We start from the raw sequence: 21,705 nt of genomic DNA on the forward strand, positions 1-21,705 counted from the left end.
GATTGCCTTTTGTTTGATCGCTTATTTTTCAATAGAAGCTACTGAACCTGCACCTACTGTACGTCCGCCTTCACGAATAGAGAATTTAGTTCCTTCTTCGATCGCAATCGGAGCGATGAGTTCAACAGCCATTTCAACGTTATCACCAGGCATAACCATTTCTACACCTTCAGGCAAAGTGATAATGCCCGTTACGTCAGTTGTACGGAAGTAGAACTGAGGGCGGTAGTTTGAGAAGAATGGCGTATGGCGTCCGCCTTCTTCTTTTGTTAATACGTAAACTTGTGCTTTAAATTTTGTATGTGGTGTGATGGAACCTGGTTTTGCCAACACTTGGCCGCGTTGTACTTCTTCACGGGCAACACCGCGGAGAAGCGCACCGATGTTGTCACCTGCTTCAGCATAGTCAAGAAGTTTACGGAACATTTCAACGCCGGTAACCGTTGTTTGTTTTGGTTCATCATTCAAACCAACGATTTCAACAACATCGCCGACCTTCAATTGGCCACGTTCTACACGGCCGGTAGCAACTGTACCACGACCGGTAATTGAGAATACATCTTCGACAGGCATCATGAAAGGTTTGTCTGTTTCACGTTGCGGAGTTGGAATGTATTCGTCAACAGCATCCATCAATTCAATGATTTTTGCTTCGTATTCAGGATCGCCTTCAAGAGCTTTCAAAGCAGAGCCTTTGATGACCGGTACTTCGTCACCAGGGAAGTCATATTCAGAAAGAAGATCACGAACTTCCATTTCAACGAGTTCAAGCAATTCTTCGTCATCTACCATGTCGCATTTGTTTAAGAATACAACGATGTAAGGTACGCCTACTTGGCGGGAAAGAAGAATATGTTCACGCGTTTGCGGCATTGGGCCGTCAGCTGCAGATACAACCAGGATAGCGCCGTCCATTTGCGCAGCACCAGTGATCATGTTTTTAACATAGTCCGCGTGTCCAGGGCAGTCAACGTGTGCATAGTGGCGTTTTTCAGTTTCATATTCCACGTGTGCAGTGTTGATTGTGATACCACGTTCACGTTCTTCAGGAGCACCGTCGATTTGGTCGTATCCGCGTGCTTCAGCTTTACCTTGTTTTGACAGAACAGTAGTAATTGCAGCTGTCAATGTAGTTTTACCATGGTCAACGTGACCGATTGTTCCAATATTACAGTGCTCTTTTGAACGATCGAATTTTTGTTTAGCCATTAGGAAATCCTCCTTAATATTTTAGATTATAAGTATAGATATGGCTTTAAAGCTGCGTAAACAACTTTAAAGCGTGATGAACCAACCTAGTAGTAGTTATACTTCATTAAAAGCAATAAATCAATTATTCGCCTTTATTTTTTTTAATGATTTCTTCTGCAATGGATTTCGGTACTTCTTCATAGTGGTCAAAGTGCATGGTAAATACACCGCGTCCTTGCGTACTTGACCGAAGAGCTGTTGCATACCCGAACATTTCAGAAAGCGGAACAAACGCACGGACAACTTGCGCATTACCGCGTGCTTCCATTCCTTCCACACGTCCGCGGCGTGCTGTAACTTGTCCCATGATGTCGCCGAGATATTCTTCAGGAATGATAATTTCCACTTTCATGACAGGTTCAAGCAATACCGGGTCACATTTTGATGCCGCATTCCTCAACGCAAGGGAAGCAGCAACTTTAAATGCCATTTCACTTGAGTCGACATCGTGGTAAGAACCATCGTACAGTTTTGCCTTAATATCAACTAAAGGATAGCCGGCTAAAACACCGCGCTGCATGGCATCTTCCAAACCGGATTGGATTGCCGGGACGTATTCACGCGGAACAACACCACCGACGATCGCATTTTCAAATTCAAAACCTTTTCCTTCTTCGTTTGGAGTAAATTCAATCCAAACATCACCATATTGCCCGCGGCCACCGGATTGGCGAACAAATTTACCTTGGACTTGGGCAGCCTTGCGGAAAGTTTCGCGGTACGCAACTTGAGGCGCGCCGACATTTGCTTCTACTTTAAACTCGCGTTTCATCCGGTCGACGATGATATCAAGGTGAAGTTCACCCATTCCTTCAATGATCGTTTGCCCGGTTTCCTGGTCAGTATGCGCGCGGAAAGTCGGATCTTCTTCCTGCAGTTTTTGCAGTGCTGTTGTCATTTTATCCTGGTCTGCCTTCGATTTCGGTTCAACAGACAATTGAATAACCGGTTCAGGGAATTCCATCGACTCAAGGATAACGAGACTATCTTCATCGCAAAGCGTGTCACCGGTTGTCGTATCTTTTAAACCAACTGCAGCTGCGATGTCACCGGCATAAACCTCGTCAATTTCTTTGCGGTGGTTTGCGTGCATTTGCAGGATACGGCCGACGCGTTCACGTTTGCCCTTTGTTGAGTTTTGAACGTAGCTTCCGGCGCTTAATGATCCGGAGTACACGCGGAAGAATGTCAGTTTACCAACAAACGGGTCTGTCATCACTTTGAAAGCCAGGGCAGAGAACGGTTCATCATCGTTGGAATGCCTTACGACTTCTTGATCACTGTCCGGAAGTGTACCTTTAATAGGCGGTACGTCCAATGGAGATGGAAGGTAGTCAATAACCGCATCAAGCATTAATTGGACACCTTTGTTTTTAAATGCAGAACCGCAAAGTACAGGGAAGAATTCAACGTTAACTGTACCTTTACGGATGGCAGCTTTTAATTCTTCTTTAGAGATCTCTTCGCCGCCCAGGTATTTTTCCATGAAGTCTTCGTCAATTTCAGCAACTGCTTCCAACAGTTTTTCACGGTATTCTTCAGCTGTTGCTTTATATTCTTCCGGAATTTCACGAACTTCAATCTTTGTGCCCAGATCATCGTCATAGAATGTTGCTTTCATTTCGACGAGATCAATAATGCCTCTGAAGTCATCTTCGGCACCAATTGGCAGTTGGACTGCATGTGCATTGGCTTGCAAACGTTCATGAAGGGTACCTAGCGAATATAGGAAGTCAGCCCCGATTTTATCCATTTTATTAACGAATACAATACGAGGGACCCCGTATGTTGTCGCCTGGCGCCAAACAGTTTCAGTTTGAGGCTCAACTCCGGATTGGGCATCAAGAACAGCAACTGCACCATCCAGCACACGCAGTGAACGTTCAACTTCAACCGTGAAATCCACGTGTCCTGGTGTGTCGATAATGTTTACGCGGTGGTCATGCCATTGTGCGGTTGTCGCCGCAGATGTAATGGTAATACCGCGCTCTTGTTCCTGTGCCATCCAGTCCATTTGAGACGCACCTTCATGCGTTTCGCCGATTTTATGAATACGGCCTGTATAATAAAGGATGCGCTCGGTCGTTGTGGTTTTACCGGCATCGATATGGGCCATGATACCGATATTACGAGTCTTTTCTAAGGAGAACTCTCTTGGCATCTCGTATTTCTCCTTCCTTTAATAGGTGTAATTTTAGGAATGAAAGAATATTACCAGCGATAGTGCGCGAACGCTTTGTTGGCTTCAGCCATTTTATGCGTGTCTTCGCGTTTTTTCACTGATGCGCCCGTGTTGTTTGCAGCATCCATAATTTCATTTGCAAGGCGTTCTTCCATTGTTTTTTCTCCGCGCAGGCGTGAATAGTTTACCAGCCAGCGAAGCCCTAAAGTTGTACGGCGTTCAGGCCGAACTTCAACCGGCACTTGATAGTTTGCACCACCAACACGGCGTGCTTTAACCTCAAGAACAGGCATAATATTTTTTAACGCTTGATCAAAAACTTCCATTGGATCTTTACCCGAGCGTTCACGGATAATGTCGAATGCAGAATAAAGGATAGTTTGAGATTTACCTCTCTTACCATCAATCATCATTTTATTAATTAAACGTGTTACCAACTTTGAATTATAAATCGGATCCGGTAATACATCTCTCTTTGCGACAGGTCCTTTACGTGGCATGAATGATCCTCCTTTCAGCAGGTCTTATGATTGCACTTCTTATTTCTTTTCTTTTGGTTTTTTCGTACCGTATTTAGAACGGCCTTGTTTACGGTTTTCTACGCCGGCAGTATCGAGTGCACCGCGTACGATGTGGTAACGTACCCCTGGCAAGTCTTTTACACGGCCGCCGCGGATCAGCACGACACTGTGTTCCTGCAGATTATGGCCAATACCAGGAATATAAGCTGTTACTTCAATACCGTTTGTCAAGCGGACACGCGCATATTTACGAAGCGCCGAGTTTGGTTTTTTCGGTGTCATGGTACCAACACGGGTACATACTCCGCGTTTTTGAGGTGATGACAAATCCGTATTGATTTTTTTGAAGCTATTATAGCCTTTATTCAGCGCAGGCGATTTTGATTTCTCAAATTTTGATTTACGAGGCTTGCGCACCAATTGATTAATTGTAGGCATTTGTTTTTCCTCCCTTCGAACAATTTAGTTCCACACATCCAGGTGGTTCATTTAATGGTAAAAACAAACTTTCGCGGTTGTATCCGCAAAAAGAGTTTAATAAATGAGTGCAACAGTTGCAGCTCCGACCTCTATACCGCACGCTTTGCCGAGCTGTTTTTTTGACTCAACAGTGGTAACCGGTATTTGAAACGCTTCAGCAATTGATATGACCTTGTTTGTGATATTCGGATCAGCATCCTCCGCAACAAGCAATTCATCTGCTTTGCCGGATTTTAACGCCTTTACTGTTTGTTTCGTTCCTACAATAAAAGATTTAGCCTGAGTTACTTTTTCATAAGACATATTTGCATCCTCCAAAGCATACAGGTATTGATAGGAGCACCTTGAATATATTATCACTTTAAAATTTCAAAGTCAATAATCATATTGAAAAAACAATTGGCCATTTCTCCCACATCCGCTAAAGCATATATCAGTTTGCAAAGAAAAATGGAGGGTGCGCCGGTTTCAGCACCGGCGCCGCCCTTCAATCCTTATTCTGCAGGGACTTCTTCATCTTTTTTTACAATTTCGGGAATGATCGTACGGTAACGGGGCATTCCCGTACCCGCTGGAACCAGTTTCCCGATAATCACATTTTCTTTTAAGCCGAGAAGCTCATCGCGTTTGCCCTTGATCGCCGCATCGGTTAACACACGTGTTGTTTCCTGGAAGGATGCAGCAGACAAGAATGAGTCTGTTTCCAGCGAAGCTTTCGTGATCCCGAGTAATACCGGGCGGCCTGTTGCCGGCAGACTGCCTTCAAGCAGCGCCTTTTCGTTGGCCTCAGTAAACTGATGGATGTCAAGCAATGAGCCCGGAAGTACATCTGTGTCGGCAGCATCCATGACTCTTACTTTCCTCAGCATCTGGCGGACCATAACTTCGATGTGTTTATCCCCGATTTCGACCCCCTGCATCCGGTATACTTTCTGTACTTCGTGGAGCAGGTATTCCTGTACGGTTGTCACATCTGTAATCCGGAGCAGATCTTTAGGGTCAATAGAACCTTCTGTTAGCTCCTGCCCTCTCTTCACATGGTCATTTACCGCAACTTTGAGCCTTGATGTATAAGGGGCAGTATAGGTGCGTGTTTCAACCGAACCCTGAATGACAATTTCGTATTGGCGGTCACGGCCTTCACCAATTGAAGTTACAACGCCATCCACCTCGGAAATGACTGCCTGCCCTTTTGGATTCCTTGCTTCAAACAGTTCCTGGATACGCGGGAGACCTTGGGTAATATCGTCTCCGGCCACACCGCCTGTATGGAAGGTCCGCATCGTCAGCTGGGTACCTGGTTCACCAATGGATTGGGCAGCAATAATACCAACTGCTTCCCCAACTTCAACTTCCTGGCCTGTTGCAAGGTTGCGCCCGTAGCATTTCTTACATACACCGTGGCGCGTGTTACAGGTAAATGCCGAACGGATCCAAACTTTTTCATAGCCGGCATCGACAATTTCCTTGGCGATGTCTTCTGTAATGAACTCATTTTCATGGACAATAATTTTTCCTGTCTCAGGATGTTTGACCGTTTTCCTTGAATAACGCCCGGTTAAGCGTTCTTCAAGTGTTTCAATGATTTCCGTTCCTTCCTTCAGTGAACTGATTAATAAGCCGCGGTCTGTGCCACAGTCATCTTCACGGATAATGACATCCTGGGCCACGTCAACAAGACGGCGGGTTAAGTAACCAGAGTCAGCTGTCTTCAGGGCGGTATCGGCAAGACCTTTACGGGCACCGTGCGTAGAAATGAAGTATTCTTGAACGGTTAAGCCCTCGCGGAAACTGGACTTGATCGGCAACTCAATAATCCGTCCGGCCGGGTTGGCCATTAAACCGCGCATGCCGGCAAGCTGTGTAAAGTTAGATGCATTCCCACGGGCACCGGAATCACTCATCATAAAGATAGGATTTCGTTTATCCAGCGAATCCCCGAGCTTGCCCTGGATCGTATCTTTCGCAGCGCTCCATATTGAAATCACCCGGTCATAACGTTCATCTTCAGTAATTAAACCGCGCCGGAACTGTTTCATGACATTGTCCACTTTAATTTGGGCCTCATGCAGGATTTCCTCTTTTTCACCCAAAACAACGATATCGGCCACACCGACTGTAATTCCGGCCTTGGTTGAATATTTAAAGCCCAGGTCTTTTAAGCGGTCAAGCATTTTGGAGGTTTCAGTGATCTTGAAACGTTTAAAGACTTCCGCAATAATGCTTCCAAGGAAACCTTTGACAAACGGCCGGATCAGCGGCTGCTGTTTAATGTGTTCTTTAACGTCAACAGTTGGATCCACAAAATATTTGTCAGGTGTTTTTTCTTCAAGATTGGATTTTGTTGGTTCGTTAATATACGGGAAACTTTCCGGCAAAATTTCATTGAAAATGATTTTCCCAACCGTTGTGATTAACAACTGATTATTTTGCTCTTCTGTAAACGTCGGGTTCTGCAGGGAACCGGCTCTAACCGCAATTCTTGAGTGAAAATGTACATAGCCGTTGTAATAGGCCATGTAAACTTCATTAATATTATTAAAGATCGAACCTTCACCGATTGCATCTTCCCGTTCAAGGGTCAGGTAATAGTTCCCCAATACCATGTCCTGGGAAGGCGTAACAACCGGTTTCCCGTCTTTCGGATTCAGGATATTTTGCGCAGCCAGCATAAGCATGCGTGCTTCCGCTTGCGCCTCTGACGACAGCGGTACGTGAACAGCCATTTGGTCACCGTCAAAGTCAGCGTTGTAAGCTGTACATACGAGCGGGTGAAGGCGAATGGCACGCCCTTCGACAAGCGTTGGCTCGAATGCCTGGATCCCAAGCCTGTGCAGTGTAGGGGCACGGTTCAGCAATACCGGATGCTCTTTAATCACTTCTTCGAGCACATCCCAAATTTCGGGCTGCAGACGTTCAATTTTACGTTTTGCGCTCTTGATATTATGGGCAAGGCCTTTTTCAACAAGTTCTTTCATCACAAAAGGTTTGAACAGTTCGATTGCCATTTCCCGGGGTAGCCCGCATTGGTACATTTTTAAGTTCGGGCCGACGACAATAACGGAACGGCCGGAATAGTCAACCCGTTTTCCCAACAGGTTTTGGCGGAAACGGCCTTGTTTCCCTTTTAACATATGGGAAAGTGATTTTAACGGGCGGTTTCCCGGTCCGGTTACAGGGCGTCCGCGGCGTCCGTTGTCGATTAAGGCGTCAACTGCTTCCTGGAGCATGCGTTTTTCATTCTGGACAATGATACTTGGCGCGCCAAGGTCGAGCAGTCTTTTCAAGCGGTTATTCCGGTTGATGACGCGGCGGTACAAATCATTCAAGTCGGATGTTGCAAAGCGTCCGCCTTCCAGCTGAACCATCGGGCGTAATTCAGGCGGGATAACAGGAATAACATCTAGAATCATCCAATCCGGTTTGTTACCGGAGTTACGAAAAGCTTCCAGCACTTCCAGGCGTTTAATCGCACGGGTGCGGCGCTGCCCCTGGGCAACTTTCAGCTCTTCTTTTAAAGCGCCCACTTCTTTATGGACATCGACATCCTGCAAAAGCTTTTTAATGGCTTCTGCTCCCATGCCGGCTTGGAATTTATTGCCGTATTTTTCACGGTATGCACGGTATTCCTTTTCCGAAAGCAATTGTTTCTTCTCAAGCGAGGTATCCCCTGCTTCTGTAACCACATAGGACGCAAAGTAAATGACCTCTTCCAAAGCACGTGGAGACATGTCGAGCACAAGGCCCATCCGGCTTGGAATGCCTTTGAAATACCAGATATGCGAAACAGGAGCAGCAAGTTCAATATGGCCCATTCTTTCACGGCGCACTTTCGCCCTCGTGACTTCGACACCGCAACGGTCGCAGACAACGCCTTTATAACGCACACGTTTATATTTCCCGCAGTGGCATTCCCAGTCCTTTGTCGGCCCGAAAATACGCTCGCAAAAAAGTCCGTCTTTTTCAGGCTTCAAAGTCCGATAGTTAATTGTTTCAGGTTTCTTCACTTCACCGTACGACCAGGAACGGATTTTATCAGGTGAAGCAAGACCAATTTTCATATACTCAAAATTATTTACATCCAGCAAGGGGCCAGCCTCCCTTTCGTCTTTAGGTTCAAACCTTAAAACTTTTCATAGAAGAACAGAAACAGAAGTCAGAAATGGACGGATTGGCATATGCATATATGTTGATCCGGCTTGTGACCTCTCTTTCTGTTTCATTCTAATTACTTGCCATTATTCTTTCGATGCCCCGATTCCTTCCGGTTCTTCTTTCGTATCCGGAGCAATATTTAATGTATCTGCTTGATTAACGTCGTCTTCATCTTCCAGCTCGCGCATCTCAATTTCTTCGTCATCGCCTGACAAAATTTTCACGTCGAGGCCCAAACTTTGAAGTTCCTTAATTAGCACTTTAAACGATTCCGGCACACCAGGTTCCGGAACGTTTTCACCTTTAACAATGGCTTCATAAGTTTTCACACGGCCGACAACATCGTCCGATTTGACGGTAAGGATTTCCTGCAGGGTATAGGCAGCGCCGTATGCTTCAAGTGCCCATACTTCCATTTCTCCAAACCTTTGCCCGCCAAATTGCGCTTTACCGCCGAGCGGCTGCTGCGTAACAAGCGAGTACGGGCCGGTTGAACGGGCATGAAGTTTATCATCAACCATGTGAGCCAGTTTAATCATATACATGATCCCGACTGAAACACGGTTATCGAAAGGTTCGCCTGTACGGCCGTCGTAAAGGACAGTTTTGGCATCGCGGGCCATACCTGCTTCTTCAATCGTTTCCCAAACATCTTCTTCGCGTGCGCCGTCAAATACCGGCGTCGCAACATGGAGTCCGAGCTTTCTTGCAGCCATGCCAAGGTGGAGTTCAAGCACTTGCCCGATGTTCATCCGGGATGGTACACCAAGCGGATTTAACATGATTTGGACAGGTGTCCCGTCCGGCATAAACGGCATATCCTCTTCAGGAAGAATCCGCGAGATAACCCCTTTATTCCCATGGCGTCCGGCCATTTTATCGCCCTGGTGGATTTTCCGTTTTTGAACGATATAAACACGTACAAGCTGGTTGACACCAGGAGGCAGCTCATCGCCGGCTTCACGGGTAAAGACTTTTACATCCAGAATGATGCCGCCGCCGCCATGTGGTACGCGCAAGGATGTATCACGGACTTCGCGGGCTTTTTCGCCAAAGATGGCATGCAGCAGACGTTCTTCAGCTGTCAGTTCGGTTACGCCTTTTGGTGTCACTTTCCCGACGAGCAGATCGCCGTCTTTTACCTCTGCACCGATGCGGATAATGCCACGTTCATCGAGGTTTTTCAGCGCATCTTCACCAACGTTTGGAATATCGCGCGTCATTTCTTCAGGCCCTAATTTCGTATCGCGGGCTTCAGATTCATATTCTTCAATATGAATAGACGTATACACATCTTCTTTAACAAGTTTTTCACTCATGATGATGGCATCTTCATAGTTATAGCCATCCCATGTCATAAAGGCAACTAAAACATTCTGGCCAAGTGCCATTTCACCCATGTCCATTGACTGGCCGTCCGCCAAAATTTCACCTTTGACAACACGGTCGCCTTTTTTCACGATTGGGCGCTGGTTAATACACATTCCGTTATTGGAACGTTTAAATTTCTGCAGGCGGTATTTATCGAGGTCAGCCTCTACTTCCCGGCCGTCCACGTTCACCATGCGGCGGACCCAGATTTCACTGGCTTCAACATGTTCGACAATCCCGTCATACTTACAAATCAGCGCCGCACCGGAGTCTTTCGCATTAACATATTCCATACCGGTTCCGACAATCGGTGCAGAAGGTTTCATCAGCGGAACAGCCTGGCGCTGCATGTTTGCCCCCATCAATGCACGGTTCGAGTCGTCGTTTTCAAGGAAAGGGATACAAGCAGTCGCTGCAGACACAACTTGCTTCGGTGAAACGTCCATATAATCCACGCGCTCCGGTTTCACAGCGATGTTTTCACCACGGAAACGCGCTAATACCTCTTCCTCAATGAAGAACCCTTCATCGTTTAACAAGGCATTCGCCTGGGCAACAACATAATTATCTTCTTCATCAGCCGTCAGATAATCAATATGTTCCGTTACACGACCAGTTTCCGGGTCCACACGGCGGTACGGTGTTTCGATAAAACCAAACCGGTTCACTTTCGCATAAGTGGAAAGCGAGTTAATCAACCCGATGTTCGGGCCTTCAGGCGTTTCAATCGGGCACATCCGCCCATAGTGGGAGTAGTGGACGTCACGCACTTCCATGCCGGCGCGTTCACGTGTCAAGCCGCCGGGGCCCAGTGCAGAAAGCCTGCGTTTATGGGTCAATTCAGCCAGCGGATTCGTTTGGTCCATAAATTGCGACAACTGTGAGCTGCCGAAAAATTCTTTAATGGACGCGATCACCGGACGGATATTGATTAGTTGCTGCGGTGTAATGGTATTGATGTCCTGAATTGACATTCTTTCGCGCACGACGCGTTCCATCCGCGATAAGCCAATACGGAACTGGTTTTGCAGCAATTCGCCGACAGATCTTAAACGCCGGTTTCCCAAGTGGTCAATATCGTCAGTATCGCCAACACCATGCAGGAGATTGAAAAAGTAGCTGATTGAAGCTACGATATCTGCCGGTGTAATATGTTTAATGCTTTCGTCAATATAAGCATTGCCGATTACATTGATTACTTTTTCATTATCATCGATCGGGGCATAAATCTGGATGGATTGCAGCAAGACATCATCTTCCACAACACCGCCGACCTGATTATATGTTTTAAAGCCTAAGCCGTTTTCAAGATTAGGCAAAATTTTATCCAGTGTGCGCCGGTCTAAAACTGTCCCTTCCTCCGCGATAATTTCGCCGGTTTCAGGATCTGCCAGTGTCTGCGCTAAGCGCTGGCCAAACAATCGGAACTTCAAATGAAGCTTCTTATTCATTTTATAACGGCCAACGTTTGCCAAATCATAGCGTTTCGGATCAAAGAAACGTGAGATTAACAGGCTTTTTGCATTTTCAACAGTTGGCGGTTCACCCGGGCGCAGGCGCTCATAGATTTCAAGCAGCGCTTTTTCTGTGCTTTCTGTATTGTCTTTTTCCAATGTATTTCTTAAGTATTCATTATCACCGATCAATTCAATAATTTCCTGGTCAGAGCCAAAACCGAGCGCTCTCAGGAGAACGGTAATCGGCAATTTCCTTGTACGGTCGATGCGGACATAAGCAACATCTTTTGCATCTGTCTCATATTCGAGCCAGGCGCCGCGGTTTGGAATGACCGTTGCTGTAAATCCGTATTTGCCGTTTTTGTCCATTTTACTGTTAAAATAAACACTGGGGGAACGAACGAGCTGGGATACAATGACACGCTCCGCTCCATTTATGATAAATGTTCCTGTTTCAGTCATTAACGGGAAATCGCCCATGAATACGTCCTGGTCTTTTACTTCGCCGGTTTCCTTGTTTACAAGGCGGACCTTTACACGAAGCGGAGCTGCATACGTGACGTCGCGGTCTTTGCATTCATCAATCGGGTATTTCGGTTCACCAAGACTGTAATCAATAAACTCCAAAGACAGGTTTCCGGCAAAATCCTCAATTGGGGAGATATCCTGAAACATTTCCCTTAAACCTTCATCAAGGAACCACTGGTAGGATGCAGTTTGAATCTCAATCAGGTTTGGCAACTCTAAAATTTCCTTAATACGCGCATAACTTCTGCGTTGGCGGTGCCGTCCATACTGAACTAGTTGATGTGACAACTGATTCACCCCTCAAATCAAGCGTTTTGTTTGCGTCTTTTAGTCAAACAACACAAGGCTAAGACAAAAAGAAAAAGGGTTTTTCATAAAAAAACCACAATATCGCATGACGAGCTATTATTTTATAAGTATTTTCCATTTCATCCAAAATATATACTTGACAAAAATATTTTAGATAGTATAACGAAAAATAAGCTATTGGCATTTTTTAATTTTAACACGCAGCAAAATAAGAGTCAACTTTTTTTGCCTCTGAAAACATAATATCCCTTATCTTTGCCAATCAAATCGACTTCTTTGAATAATTCCTCCATTTTTTTCCTTGCTGACGGGGCGCCTTGTTTCTTTTGGATCACAACCCATAATTCCCCGTTGCCAGCCAGATGCCGGCAGCTCTCTTCAAAAATCCGGTGGACAACTTTCTTCCCTGCGCGAATAGGCGGATTGGTTACAATCAGGGCAAAATCATCCGTACGTACGTTTTCAAAAATATTGCTCTCGTAAATCTCTGTGTTGCCAATATGATTCTTTTCCGCATTTTTCCTGGCCAGTTCAATTGCTCTTTTGTTGAGATCCACCATATGGATGGTCCGGTCCGGAAAAGATTTCGCGAGTGCAAGCCCGATCGGCCCGTAACCGCAGCCCATATCAAGAACAGGGCCTTTTAGATCCGGCATTTGAACGCATTCTGCTAAAACGCGGGAACCGTAATCCACTTCCTTTTTTGAAAAAACACCTTGATCTGTTTGAAAATGCAAAAGATGCCCTCTGAGCGAAAAATCCCAGAATAAAGGCCTGCTTTCGGAATCAGGTTTTTGCGAGTAGTAATGATCAGCCATCTTATCGCCTCTTTCCTGGAGGTATGGGGTGATAATCGGAGTGTTGGGGTAATATTGGGAAAAGCCCGCTACAACAGCGGGCTTTTTAAAAAGGAACTTACTTGACTTCTACGCCAGCTCCAACTTCTTCAAGTTTAGCTTTAAGTTCTTCAGCTTCTTCTTTCGATACGCCTTCTTTAAGCGCCTTAGGAGCATTATCAACAAGTTCTTTTGCTTCCTTAAGGCCAAGGCCTGTGATTTCACGGACAGCTTTGATGACTTTGATTTTTTGTGCACCAACGCTTGCCAATACAACATCAAATTCAGTTTTTTCAGCAGCAGCATCTGCACCTGCAGCTCCGCCTGCAACAGCAACCGGTGCAGCAGCAGTAACGCCAAATTCGTCTTCAATTGCTTTAACAAGATCATTTAATTCAAGAACTGTCATTTCTTTGACAGCAGAGATGATTTCTTCTTTCGTCATTTTAATATCCTCCTAAATGGTTTTTGTTTTATACAATCCGTTATCCTTCAAACAGCGAATCTTAAGCGCCTTGTTCTTCTTTTTGGTCTGCAACAGCTTTTGCAGCAAGAGCCAGATTGCGGATCGGAGCTTGAAGAACGCTGAGCAACATAGAAAGCAAGCCTTCGCGTGACGGAAGTGCTGCAATAGCCTTGATATCCTCTACAGTTGCTAAATTCCCTTCGATGACCCCGGCTTTGATTTCCAAAGCTTCATGGTCTTTTGCAAAGTTATTTAAGATTTTAGCAGGGGCAACAACATCTTCTGCACTGAATGCAATCGCATTCGGGCCGACCAATACATCTTTCAAGCCTGACATTTCTGCAGCATCAACAGCACGGCGTGTCATTGTATTTTTGTATACTTTGAATTCAACGCCGGCTTCACGCAGCTGTTTACGGAGTTCAGTCACTTCCGAAACATCTAAGCCGCGGTAATCAACAACAACTGTAGACACGCTTGATTTTAATTTGCCTGTAATTTCATCTACAACCAGTTTCTTTTGTTCAACTACACTTGCACTGCCCATCTTGACACCTCCTATAGATATTCTTGATGAACATTTATACCAAATAAAAACCTCCATATCCGGGACATGGAGGTTTTACGCATACAGCCATAACAGACTGATAATCTATACGTATGACCTCGGCAGGAAATTAAGCTTTTTAAGGCACCTGCTGTCTACGGTACAAATGTTTTCTCTTTTTAAGACAAGACCCATTATAGCAAGACATGACAAGCATGTCAAAGGGATTATTTTACTGCAAAGGATGACGGGTCAACTTTTACGCCAGGGCCCATCGTCGAAGTAACGGAAACATTTCTCAGGTATGTTCCTTTAGCAGCCGATGGTTTTGCTTTAGCCAAAGTATCAAATAAGGTTGCAAAGTTCTCAACTAGTTTTTCTGTATCAAACGATGCTTTCCCGATAGGAGCATGAACATTACCGGCTTTATCCACGCGGTATTCAACTTTACCGGCTTTGATATCGTTAATGGCTTTTGTGACATCGAATGTTACGGTGCCGGTTTTAGGGTTTGGCATTAAACCTTTAGGCCCAAGGATACGCCCTAATTTACCAACCTCGCCCATCATGTCAGGGGTTGCAACAATAACATCAAAATCAAACCAGCCTTGTTGAATTTTATTGATATAATCTGCATCGCCGACATAGTCAGCACCTGCAGCTTCTGCTTCTTTCAACTTTTCGCCTTTTGCAAATACCAAAACGCGTTGTGTTTTACCTGTTCCGTTAGGAAGGACAACAGCTCCGCGGATCTGCTGGTCTGCTTTTTTAGGGTCAACGCCCAGACGGAAAGCAGCCTCGACCGTTGCATCAAATTTTGTGAAGCTTGTTTTTTTCACAAGTTCAATCGCTTCTTGAACAGAATATGCTTTAGAACGGTCGACAAGTTTTAAAGCTTCTGTGTATTTTTTTCCTTTTTTAGCCATTTTATTTTCCTCCTCGATTGTGGTTTTAACGGATTAACCTCCCACGAAAAAGGTTGCGAGCAAGTTCAGCATCGCAACCTCGTCGGACAGAAACCATTGTGCGCATGAATTAGTCTTCGATCGTAATACCCATGCTGCGCGCAGTGCCTTCCACCATGCGCATAGCCGCTTCAACGCTGGCCGCGTTTAAGTCAGGCATTTTTGTTTCGGCGATTTCACGCACCTTGTCACGCTTCACTGTTGCCACTTTTTTCTTGTTTGGTTCACCGGAACCAGACTCAATGCCGGCTGCCTTTTTCAGTAAAACTGCAGCAGGCGGAGTTTTTGTGATAAATGTAAATGAACGGTCTTCAAATACTGTAATTTCAACAGGTATGATAAGACCGGCTTGATCTGCAGTACGAGCGTTAAATTCTTTACAAAATCCCATAATATTTACACCAGCCTGACCAAGTGCAGGACCAACCGGCGGAGCTGGGTTTGCTTTTCCAGCAGGGATTTGCAATTTTACAAGTTTCACTACTTTTTTAGCCACGAGACACACCTCCTTAAGTCCGTGATGTGGTAATAGGGACATGCCCTCCCACTCATACAAGTAAATCTCTATTTAAAAATAAAGATGATATGAATTGTCCAGTCTCTGTTCGTCTGCTTTCTGCGCCCCATTCCGGAGCCGTGCCGGAGAACATACTGACTTATAACATATTATCATCTACGTATAAGGATTTCAAGTTTTTCTCAAATTATATTTTATCAATCTGTTCAAATACCAGGTCAACCGGCGTTTCTCTGCCGAACATATTGACCATGACCTTTGCTCTGCCTTTGTCGCGGTCCATCTCGATAATTTTGCCGGCAAAGTTTGCAAATGGCCCTTCTTTTACGGTTACCGTTTCACCAATTTCGAAATTCACATCAGTCCGTTTTTCTTCCATCCCCATCCGCTTCAGGATTGTATTGATTTCTTCCGGAAGCAGCGGCGATGGTTTCGATCCCGAACCGGATGAACCAACAAAACCCGTTACACCCGGCGTATTCCGGACAACATACCAGGAATCATCCGTCATCACCAGTTCCACCAGTACATAACCGGGAAAAACCTTTCGTTTCACAACCTTTTTCTTTTCATTTTTAACTTCTACTTCTTCTTCTTCAGGCACAACAACGCGGAAAATTTTATCCTGCATACCCATGGTTTCCACACGTTTCTCCAAATTTGTTTTTACTTTATTTTCATAGCCAGAATACGTATGCACAACATACCAGTTCTTTTCCATTTATTAGGACTTGATGTCCGTCCCTCCCTGCTGGACTTAAATATTTCAACAAATCAAAAAACCCGTTAACCGGGCTAAAATCGTTGTTTATTATCTTCTATTATCTCCATTATACCATGATTAAATCAAGACAAAAATAAAATTCCTTACTGTGTGCCGGCAGCCCAGCGGATAATTGCCGAAATGCCCATGTCAACGGCAAGAAAAAATAAAGCTAAAAATGCAACGGTTGCGATGACCGTAATCGTATATTTTACCAGTTCATTGCGCCCCGGCCAGCTGACCTTCCGCATTTCAGAAGATACATTTCGGAAAAACTTTGTTATGGACATGTCCTCTCACCTCCAAAAACCCATCATCATTATTTCGTCTCACGATGGATGGTGTGCGTCTGGCAATGCTTGCAGAATTTTTTCAATTCTATTCTTGCAGACTGGCTTCCATGTACTACAGTTGTATAATTACGCGAGCCGCATTGCGAACAGGCCAGCGCTGTTTTCTTTTGCATAAGATCACCAGCTGTCTTTCGTTTCTTCAAATTAAATTTTCATCCTATCCCCAAAAATAACACGCTTATGCCGGGGTTGTCAATATTAGGGCAGAGAAAGCGGCATCCCGCTTTCTCTGCCCTTCTGCAAATCTATCTGCTAAAACGTTAACTCTCTCATTTCCAAAAAACGTTCCAGTTTCTTTTTTACCCGCTGTAAAGCGTTATCAATTGATTTTACATGACGATTCAGTTCTTCAGAAATTTCCTGGTAGGACTGCCCGTCCAGGTACAGGGCGAGCACCCTTCTTTCCAGGTCACTGAGGAGTTCAGATATTTTGTCTTCAATACGCATATATTTTTCTCTAATGAGTATTAGTTCTTCCGGGTTGGAAATTTTTGCGCCGGTAATGACATCCATGAGAGTGCGGTCGGATTCTTCGTCATATATCGGCTTGTCCAATGAAATATAAGAATTAAGCGGGATATGCTTTTGGCGGGTTGCTGTTTTGATTGCGGTAATGATTTGCCTGGTGATGCACAGTTCGGCAAAGGCTTTGAAAGAGGTAAGCTTCCCCTCCCTGTAATCGCGTATCGCTTTATATAAACCGATCATGCCTTCCTGGACGATATCTTCGCGATCCGCTCCAATCAAAAAATAGGAACGCGCTTTTGCACGGACAAAATTGCGGTATTTCTGAATCAGGTAATCTAACGCTTCACTCTCGCCTGTATGAATCCACTCTACCAACTCTTCATCTTTCACGATGCTATATCTCTCGTTATGTGCTACCTCAGCATTTAGGTTCACATATATCCCCCCGACCTCTATAAGCATTAGATAGAAATTATTATACAGTACAGAATTTTCGCGCGTCAACCTTTCATTGTTCTCCTCTGCGCAGTTTTTCAAAAATTTCTATGACTTCTTTACTCAACGGGATCCTCGTAACCGGCTTGTCTTCCTGAATGGATTTAACCCTTTTTTTAATATTCCGCTCTATCATTTCAACTTTAGTCAGCAATTCACGCGCTGATAGCCTTAGTGCGCCCTGGCCGAATATTTGCCACTGCTCTGTAAAATCCGAGGTTGCCACATAGATTTGGGTTTTTAAATTATTTAATTTGATTGCCATTTTTTCAATGCACTGGTCTGCCGTTTCGTTTTCTTTTGTATAAATCACCTCGACTTTATAATGGCGGTATTTTTTCTCTAAACTTTTAACATCGTATGCATCAAAGATGACGATCACTCTGTCATCCGTATAACCCTGGTACTCTGCCATAATTTCCACCAGCCGGTCCCGGGCAGCTCCCAGGTCCTTTTGTTTTAATTCGCGCAGTTCGGGCCAGGCGCCGATGATATTGTAGCCGTCCACCAGCAAAATATTCATTTTAATCACCCAGCGGATGGCGGTTTCTGAATACCTCATACATCAATAAACTTGCTGCCACAGAAGCATTCAGCGATGTAACATGCCCGGCCATCGGCAGTTTCACGAGAAAATCGCAGGCTTCTTTGACAATCCGGCTGATGCCCTTTCCTTCACTTCCGATCACCATCGCCAATGGCAGGTTTGCGTCCATTTTCCGGTAATCCTGGCTGGCGGAAGCATCCGTACCCATGATCCAGATGCCGCGTTTCTTCAGATCCTTAATCGTGCGGGCCAGGTTCGTAACACGCACAACCGGAATATGTTCAATCGCTCCCGTGGATGCTTTCGCAACTGTAGCTGTCAGCGCAACCGAGCGGCGTTTCGGGATGATGACGCCATGGGCACCCACCGCATCTGCTGTTCTTAAAATAGACCCCAGATTATGCGGATCTTCCAGTTCATCCAGGATCAAAAAGAACGGAAGCTCATTCCTTTTTTCCGAAAGCTGAAAAAGATCCTCTATTTCTGCATACCGGTAAGCCGCAATCAGTGCAACAACCCCCTGATGCACCCCGCTAACCATGGCATCAATTTTTTGTTTTGGGACAGATTGGACAAACACGTTCTTCTGTTTGGCCAGCTGCATGACCTGCTGCATCGACCCCTTTTGGGAACCTTCCGCAATCCAAATTTTATTGATTTCCCGGCCGGATCTTAATGCCTCGAGTACCGGGTTTTTTCCGGCAATGTATTCCTGGTTCATTTTTAGCGCGCCTCCTTTCCGTTCCCGGCAATTTCAATCGCTCTTTCGATTAAGGTTTCCATTCTCTCCCGGTTTCCCGCCAGGTAATGGTAGCCGATCAGTGCTTCAAAAGCCGTGCTGTGCCGGTAAGTTTGCACATCTGTATTTTTAGGAACCGTCCCGGATTTTGCATTTCTGCCGCGTTTTGCAACCGCCTGCTCTGCTTCTGTCAGCAGCTGTTCCTCGTAAAAAGTTTTTAAAATGGCCGCCTGTGCTTTTGCAGAGACAAACCGGACAGACGCCCGGTGAAGCTGGTTCGGTTTTGTCCGGCCCTGCAGCAGAACATGGTGCCGGATATACTGTTCATAAACGGCATCTCCCATATATGCCAATGCAAGGCTGTTTAAGTGTTTAAAGTCGATTGTCTTTTCATTCTGTTCCAACATCATAACCGTCTCCATCTTATGCCCTGGGGCGTATCTTCAAGTACAATATTCATTTCTTTCAACTGATCGCGAATTTGGTCTGCCAGTTGGAAATTCCGTGCTTTTCTCGCTTCGTTTCTTTTTTCAATCAAAGCTTCGATATCTTCATCAAGCCATTTTTCATCTTCTAATTTCAGCCCCAAAACAGCGGACAGATCTTCAAATGCTTTGATAAAGGCCTGCAATACTTTCTCAGACGTATTCTTTTCCCGCAAATAATAGTTCGCCTGTTTTGACAGATCAAAAAGGACGGAAATGCCGTTTGCTGTATTAAAATCATCGTCCATCTCACGGATAAACTGACGATGGAGCGCATCAACCGCCTCCAGGTATTCCCGGTCATTATCCGCTAAATTCGCACTCGACTGCAGGCGGTGTTTCAAGTTTTGATAGGAAGTCTTAATTCTATCAAAACCCGCACGCGCATTTTCCAGCACCTCTTCGCTGTAATTAATCGGATGGCGGTAATGGACCGACAGCATGAAAAAGCGCAGGACCTGCGGATCGTGCTGTTTAATAATGTCGTGAACGAGCACAAAGTTCCCGAGCGATTTCGACATTTTTTCATTATCAATATTAATATAACCGTTATGCAGCCAGTAACGTGCAAAAGGTTTGCCTGTCAGCGCCTCCGATTGGGCAATTTCGTTTTCATGATGCGGAAAGGTCAAGTCCTGCCCGCCTGCATGGATATCAATCGTATCGCCGAGGTACTTTCTGGCCATCGCGGAGCATTCAATATGCCAGCCCGGCCTGCCTTTTCCCCATGGGCTTTCCCATGAAATTTCCCCTTCTTTCGCCGCTTTCCAAAGTGCAAAGTCCAGCGCGTCGCTTTTCTTTTCCCCTACTTCAATTCTCGCACCGGATTTCAATTCGTCAATAGATTGATGTGACAACTTTCCATATTCCGGAAAGCTGCGCGTGCGATAATATACATCACCGCCGGATTCATAAGCATAGCCCTTCTCGATTAATTTGCCAATAAATTGAATGATCGTATCCATGTTTTCGGTGACCCGCGGGTGGACATCGGCATGGCTGCATCCAAGGGCCGTTACATCCTCAAAATAGGCTTTAATAAAGCGGTCACTGATCGCCGGCACTTCTTCGCCAAGCTCTTTTGCAGCCCGGATCAGTTTATCGTCCACATCGGTAAAATTCGACACATACTGGACATCAAAGCCGCGGAACTCCAAATAACGCCTGACTGTATCAAATACAATCGCCGGCCGGGCATTTCCTATATGGATATAATTATAAACCGTCGGGCCGCAGACATACATTTTTACTTTCCCGGCTTCAAGCGGGACAAATGGTTCCTTTTTCCTTGTTAATGTATTATACATCTGAATGCTCATATGATTGGTGTACTCCTTCCTTTCTCAGCCTTTCCAATTCGCCTTGCATCATTTCAATTTCCTTCTGTAAAATGGCCAAACGGTCTGCAACCGGATCGGGCAGCTCATTATGTTTTAAATCCTTTTTAATTTTTACACCGTTTTGCACCACCACTCTGCCTGGAATACCGACAACCGTGGAGTTTGGCGGAACGTCTTTCAATACGACAGACCCGGCGCCTATTTTTGAATTTTCCCCAACGACGATCGAACCTAGTACTTTTGCCCCCGTTGCAATTAAGGCATTGTCTTTGATTGTCGGATGGCGCTTGCCTTTTTCTTTCCCTGTCCCCCCAAGCGTCACTCCTTGATAAACGGTTACGTTATCGCCAATTTCGCAAGTTTCCCCAATGACAACTCCCATGCCGTGATCAATGAAAAAACGCCTGCCAATTTTGGCTCCCGGATGGATTTCAATCCCCGTTAAAAACCGGCTCATTTGCGAGATGACACGGGCAATAAAGAATAATTTCTTTTTATAAAAAAAGTGTGCGACCCGATGTGCCCAAATGGCATGCAAACCGGAGTACGTCAATATCACTTCAATAGAAGTCCTCGCTGCAGGATCCTGATCAAACACGACTTCGATATCTTCCTTTAGCCTTTTGAACAACATGTTGTTCCCCTTTCGTACGGAAATTCCCTTTCATTTCTCCTCCCGCCGTGATTGATTTGCAATCTTGTAAAAAAGGTTTAGCGGTTAAAAAAGAAGCGCCCCTGCCATATAGACAGAGACGCTTCTTTCTGCGCGGTTCCACTCTGTTTGGCTGCAAAAACTTTTCCAGCCCAACTTTTCCCTATTAACGGGCGGTCCCGCTGCATCCTACTGTCTTTACGTTCAGACCCAGGCTCGAAGGTGCATTTCAAAAAAGGAGGGGCTTAAACCACTTTCAGCCGGTGATGGTTCTCTCT

Annotated in this window: 21 protein-coding genes and 2 other annotated features (1 of these 23 only partly in view); all 21 genes read right to left on the reverse strand. The window is 45.3% G+C overall.

Annotated features, from left to right (window positions below; translation table 11 throughout):
- Nucleotides 1-21 precede the first annotated feature (21 nt).
- The 21 genes from tuf to cysE all read right to left on the reverse strand — a co-directional run bounded on the left by tuf (nt 22) and on the right by cysE (nt 21,406).
- Complete coding sequence (gene tuf / locus C232_RS0110430; RefSeq protein WP_018663962.1) at nt 22-1,209, reverse strand: elongation factor Tu; 1,188 nt, start codon at nt 1,207-1,209, stop codon at nt 22-24.
- Nucleotides 1,210-1,333: 124 nt separating this feature from the next.
- Entirely contained in the window at nt 1,334-3,412 is a 2,079-nt protein-coding gene (gene fusA, locus C232_RS0110435; protein ID WP_018663964.1) for an elongation factor G, read from the reverse strand.
- Nucleotides 3,413-3,462: 50 nt separating this feature from the next.
- Entirely contained in the window at nt 3,463-3,933 is a 471-nt protein-coding gene (gene rpsG / locus C232_RS0110440) for a 30S ribosomal protein S7 (protein ID WP_018663965.1), read from the reverse strand.
- Nucleotides 3,934-3,972: 39 nt separating this feature from the next.
- The gene (rpsL, locus tag C232_RS0110445) at nt 3,973-4,392 is read right to left on the reverse strand and encodes a 30S ribosomal protein S12 (protein WP_018663966.1); all 420 of its coding nucleotides are present in this window, start codon (nt 4,390-4,392) and stop codon (nt 3,973-3,975) included.
- A gap of 96 nt (nt 4,393-4,488) precedes the next feature.
- A complete protein-coding gene (locus C232_RS0110450; protein WP_018663967.1) occupies nt 4,489-4,737 on the reverse strand; it encodes a 50S ribosomal protein L7ae-like protein in 249 nt (82 codons plus the stop codon).
- A 191-nt stretch (nt 4,738-4,928) separates the two neighbouring features.
- Nucleotides 4,929-8,522 (reverse strand): DNA-directed RNA polymerase subunit beta', encoded by a 3,594-nt coding sequence (rpoC, locus tag C232_RS0110460; protein ID WP_018663969.1) that lies wholly within the window; start codon nt 8,520-8,522, stop codon nt 4,929-4,931.
- Between the two features lie 150 nt (nt 8,523-8,672).
- The gene (rpoB, locus tag C232_RS0110465) at nt 8,673-12,233 is read right to left on the reverse strand and encodes a DNA-directed RNA polymerase subunit beta (protein ID WP_026314572.1); all 3,561 of its coding nucleotides are present in this window, start codon (nt 12,231-12,233) and stop codon (nt 8,673-8,675) included.
- A gap of 236 nt (nt 12,234-12,469) precedes the next feature.
- A complete protein-coding gene (locus C232_RS0110470) occupies nt 12,470-13,072 on the reverse strand; it encodes a class I SAM-dependent methyltransferase (RefSeq protein ID WP_018663971.1) in 603 nt (200 codons plus the stop codon).
- A 97-nt stretch (nt 13,073-13,169) separates the two neighbouring features.
- On the reverse strand, nt 13,170-13,535 hold the full coding sequence (rplL, locus tag C232_RS0110475) for a 50S ribosomal protein L7/L12 (RefSeq protein ID WP_018663972.1): 366 nt from the start codon (nt 13,533-13,535) through the stop codon (nt 13,170-13,172).
- Between the two features lie 61 nt (nt 13,536-13,596).
- The gene (gene rplJ / locus C232_RS0110480) at nt 13,597-14,103 is read right to left on the reverse strand and encodes a 50S ribosomal protein L10 (protein ID WP_018663973.1); all 507 of its coding nucleotides are present in this window, start codon (nt 14,101-14,103) and stop codon (nt 13,597-13,599) included.
- Nucleotides 14,104-14,138: 35 nt separating this feature from the next.
- Nucleotides 14,139-14,282 (reverse strand) — a sequence feature (ribosomal protein L10 leader region).
- A gap of 48 nt (nt 14,283-14,330) precedes the next feature.
- On the reverse strand, nt 14,331-15,029 hold the full coding sequence (rplA, locus tag C232_RS0110485; RefSeq protein WP_018663974.1) for a 50S ribosomal protein L1: 699 nt from the start codon (nt 15,027-15,029) through the stop codon (nt 14,331-14,333).
- A 109-nt stretch (nt 15,030-15,138) separates the two neighbouring features.
- On the reverse strand, nt 15,139-15,564 hold the full coding sequence (gene rplK, locus C232_RS0110490; RefSeq protein ID WP_155891565.1) for a 50S ribosomal protein L11: 426 nt from the start codon (nt 15,562-15,564) through the stop codon (nt 15,139-15,141).
- Between the two features lie 208 nt (nt 15,565-15,772).
- The gene (gene nusG, locus C232_RS0110495; protein WP_018663976.1) at nt 15,773-16,306 is read right to left on the reverse strand and encodes a transcription termination/antitermination protein NusG; all 534 of its coding nucleotides are present in this window, start codon (nt 16,304-16,306) and stop codon (nt 15,773-15,775) included.
- A gap of 146 nt (nt 16,307-16,452) precedes the next feature.
- Nucleotides 16,453-16,638: a preprotein translocase subunit SecE gene (gene secE / locus C232_RS0110500; RefSeq protein ID WP_018663977.1), complete on the reverse strand. Its 186-nt coding sequence runs from the start codon at nt 16,636-16,638 to the stop codon at nt 16,453-16,455.
- A 29-nt stretch (nt 16,639-16,667) separates the two neighbouring features.
- On the reverse strand, nt 16,668-16,814 hold the full coding sequence (gene rpmG / locus C232_RS19420; RefSeq protein ID WP_081622753.1) for a 50S ribosomal protein L33: 147 nt from the start codon (nt 16,812-16,814) through the stop codon (nt 16,668-16,670).
- Nucleotides 16,815-16,953: 139 nt separating this feature from the next.
- The gene (sigH, locus tag C232_RS0110505; protein ID WP_026314574.1) at nt 16,954-17,604 is read right to left on the reverse strand and encodes an RNA polymerase sporulation sigma factor SigH; all 651 of its coding nucleotides are present in this window, start codon (nt 17,602-17,604) and stop codon (nt 16,954-16,956) included.
- A 73-nt stretch (nt 17,605-17,677) separates the two neighbouring features.
- The gene (locus tag C232_RS0110510; protein ID WP_018663979.1) at nt 17,678-18,187 is read right to left on the reverse strand and encodes an NYN domain-containing protein; all 510 of its coding nucleotides are present in this window, start codon (nt 18,185-18,187) and stop codon (nt 17,678-17,680) included.
- Nucleotide 18,188: 1 nt separating this feature from the next.
- Complete coding sequence (gene rlmB / locus C232_RS0110515; protein WP_018663980.1) at nt 18,189-18,932, reverse strand: 23S rRNA (guanosine(2251)-2'-O)-methyltransferase RlmB; 744 nt, start codon at nt 18,930-18,932, stop codon at nt 18,189-18,191.
- A gap of 2 nt (nt 18,933-18,934) precedes the next feature.
- Nucleotides 18,935-19,357, reverse strand: coding sequence for a Mini-ribonuclease 3 (locus tag C232_RS0110520; protein WP_018663981.1), 423 nt, complete (start codon nt 19,355-19,357; stop codon nt 18,935-18,937).
- On the reverse strand, nt 19,357-20,754 hold the full coding sequence (gene cysS, locus C232_RS0110525; RefSeq protein WP_018663982.1) for a cysteine--tRNA ligase: 1,398 nt from the start codon (nt 20,752-20,754) through the stop codon (nt 19,357-19,359). Before cysS ends, C232_RS0110520 begins: the two co-directional genes overlap by 1 nt.
- Nucleotides 20,735-21,406 (reverse strand): serine O-acetyltransferase, encoded by a 672-nt coding sequence (gene cysE / locus C232_RS0110530; protein WP_026314576.1) that lies wholly within the window; start codon nt 21,404-21,406, stop codon nt 20,735-20,737. The genes cysS and cysE overlap by 20 nt, the downstream gene beginning before the upstream one ends.
- 114 nt (nt 21,407-21,520) lie before the next feature.
- Nucleotides 21,521-21,705, reverse strand: a binding site (T-box leader); it runs 42 nt beyond the window's last position.

It is taken from the genome of Heyndrickxia acidiproducens DSM 23148 (assembly GCF_000374345.1).
GTDB lineage: Bacteria > Bacillota > Bacilli > Bacillales > Bacillaceae_C > Weizmannia > Weizmannia acidiproducens.

What these genes read in the sequence shown, in the direction of transcription:
- tuf (WP_018663962.1), bottom strand. Translation starts at nt 1,209, where the DNA reads ATGGCTAAACAAAAATTCGATCGTTCAAAAGAGCACTGTAATATTGGA.
- rplJ (WP_018663973.1), bottom strand. Translation starts at nt 14,103, where the DNA reads ATGGGCAGTGCAAGTGTAGTTGAACAAAAGAAACTGGTTGTAGATGAA.
- rplL (WP_018663972.1), bottom strand. Translation starts at nt 13,535, where the DNA reads ATGACGAAAGAAGAAATCATCTCTGCTGTCAAAGAAATGACAGTTCTT.
- rplA (WP_018663974.1), bottom strand. Translation starts at nt 15,029, where the DNA reads ATGGCTAAAAAAGGAAAAAAATACACAGAAGCTTTAAAACTTGTCGAC.
- secE (WP_018663977.1), bottom strand. Translation starts at nt 16,638, where the DNA reads ATGTCCATAACAAAGTTTTTCCGAAATGTATCTTCTGAAATGCGGAAG.
- C232_RS0110510 (WP_018663979.1), bottom strand. Translation starts at nt 18,187, where the DNA reads ATGAATATTTTGCTGGTGGACGGCTACAATATCATCGGCGCCTGGCCC.
- C232_RS0110450 (WP_018663967.1), bottom strand. Translation starts at nt 4,737, where the DNA reads ATGTCTTATGAAAAAGTAACTCAGGCTAAATCTTTTATTGTAGGAACG.
- C232_RS0110470 (WP_018663971.1), bottom strand. Translation starts at nt 13,072, where the DNA reads ATGGCTGATCATTACTACTCGCAAAAACCTGATTCCGAAAGCAGGCCT.
- C232_RS0110520 (WP_018663981.1), bottom strand. Translation starts at nt 19,357, where the DNA reads ATGTTGGAACAGAATGAAAAGACAATCGACTTTAAACACTTAAACAGC.
- rpmG (WP_081622753.1), bottom strand. Translation starts at nt 16,814, where the DNA reads ATGCAAAAGAAAACAGCGCTGGCCTGTTCGCAATGCGGCTCGCGTAAT.
- rpsL (WP_018663966.1), bottom strand. Translation starts at nt 4,392, where the DNA reads ATGCCTACAATTAATCAATTGGTGCGCAAGCCTCGTAAATCAAAATTT.
- rpsG (WP_018663965.1), bottom strand. Translation starts at nt 3,933, where the DNA reads ATGCCACGTAAAGGACCTGTCGCAAAGAGAGATGTATTACCGGATCCG.
- rlmB (WP_018663980.1), bottom strand. Translation starts at nt 18,932, where the DNA reads ATGAACCAGGAATACATTGCCGGAAAAAACCCGGTACTCGAGGCATTA.
- fusA (WP_018663964.1), bottom strand. Translation starts at nt 3,412, where the DNA reads ATGCCAAGAGAGTTCTCCTTAGAAAAGACTCGTAATATCGGTATCATG.
- nusG (WP_018663976.1), bottom strand. Translation starts at nt 16,306, where the DNA reads ATGGAAAAGAACTGGTATGTTGTGCATACGTATTCTGGCTATGAAAAT.
- cysS (WP_018663982.1), bottom strand. Translation starts at nt 20,754, where the DNA reads ATGAGCATTCAGATGTATAATACATTAACAAGGAAAAAGGAACCATTT.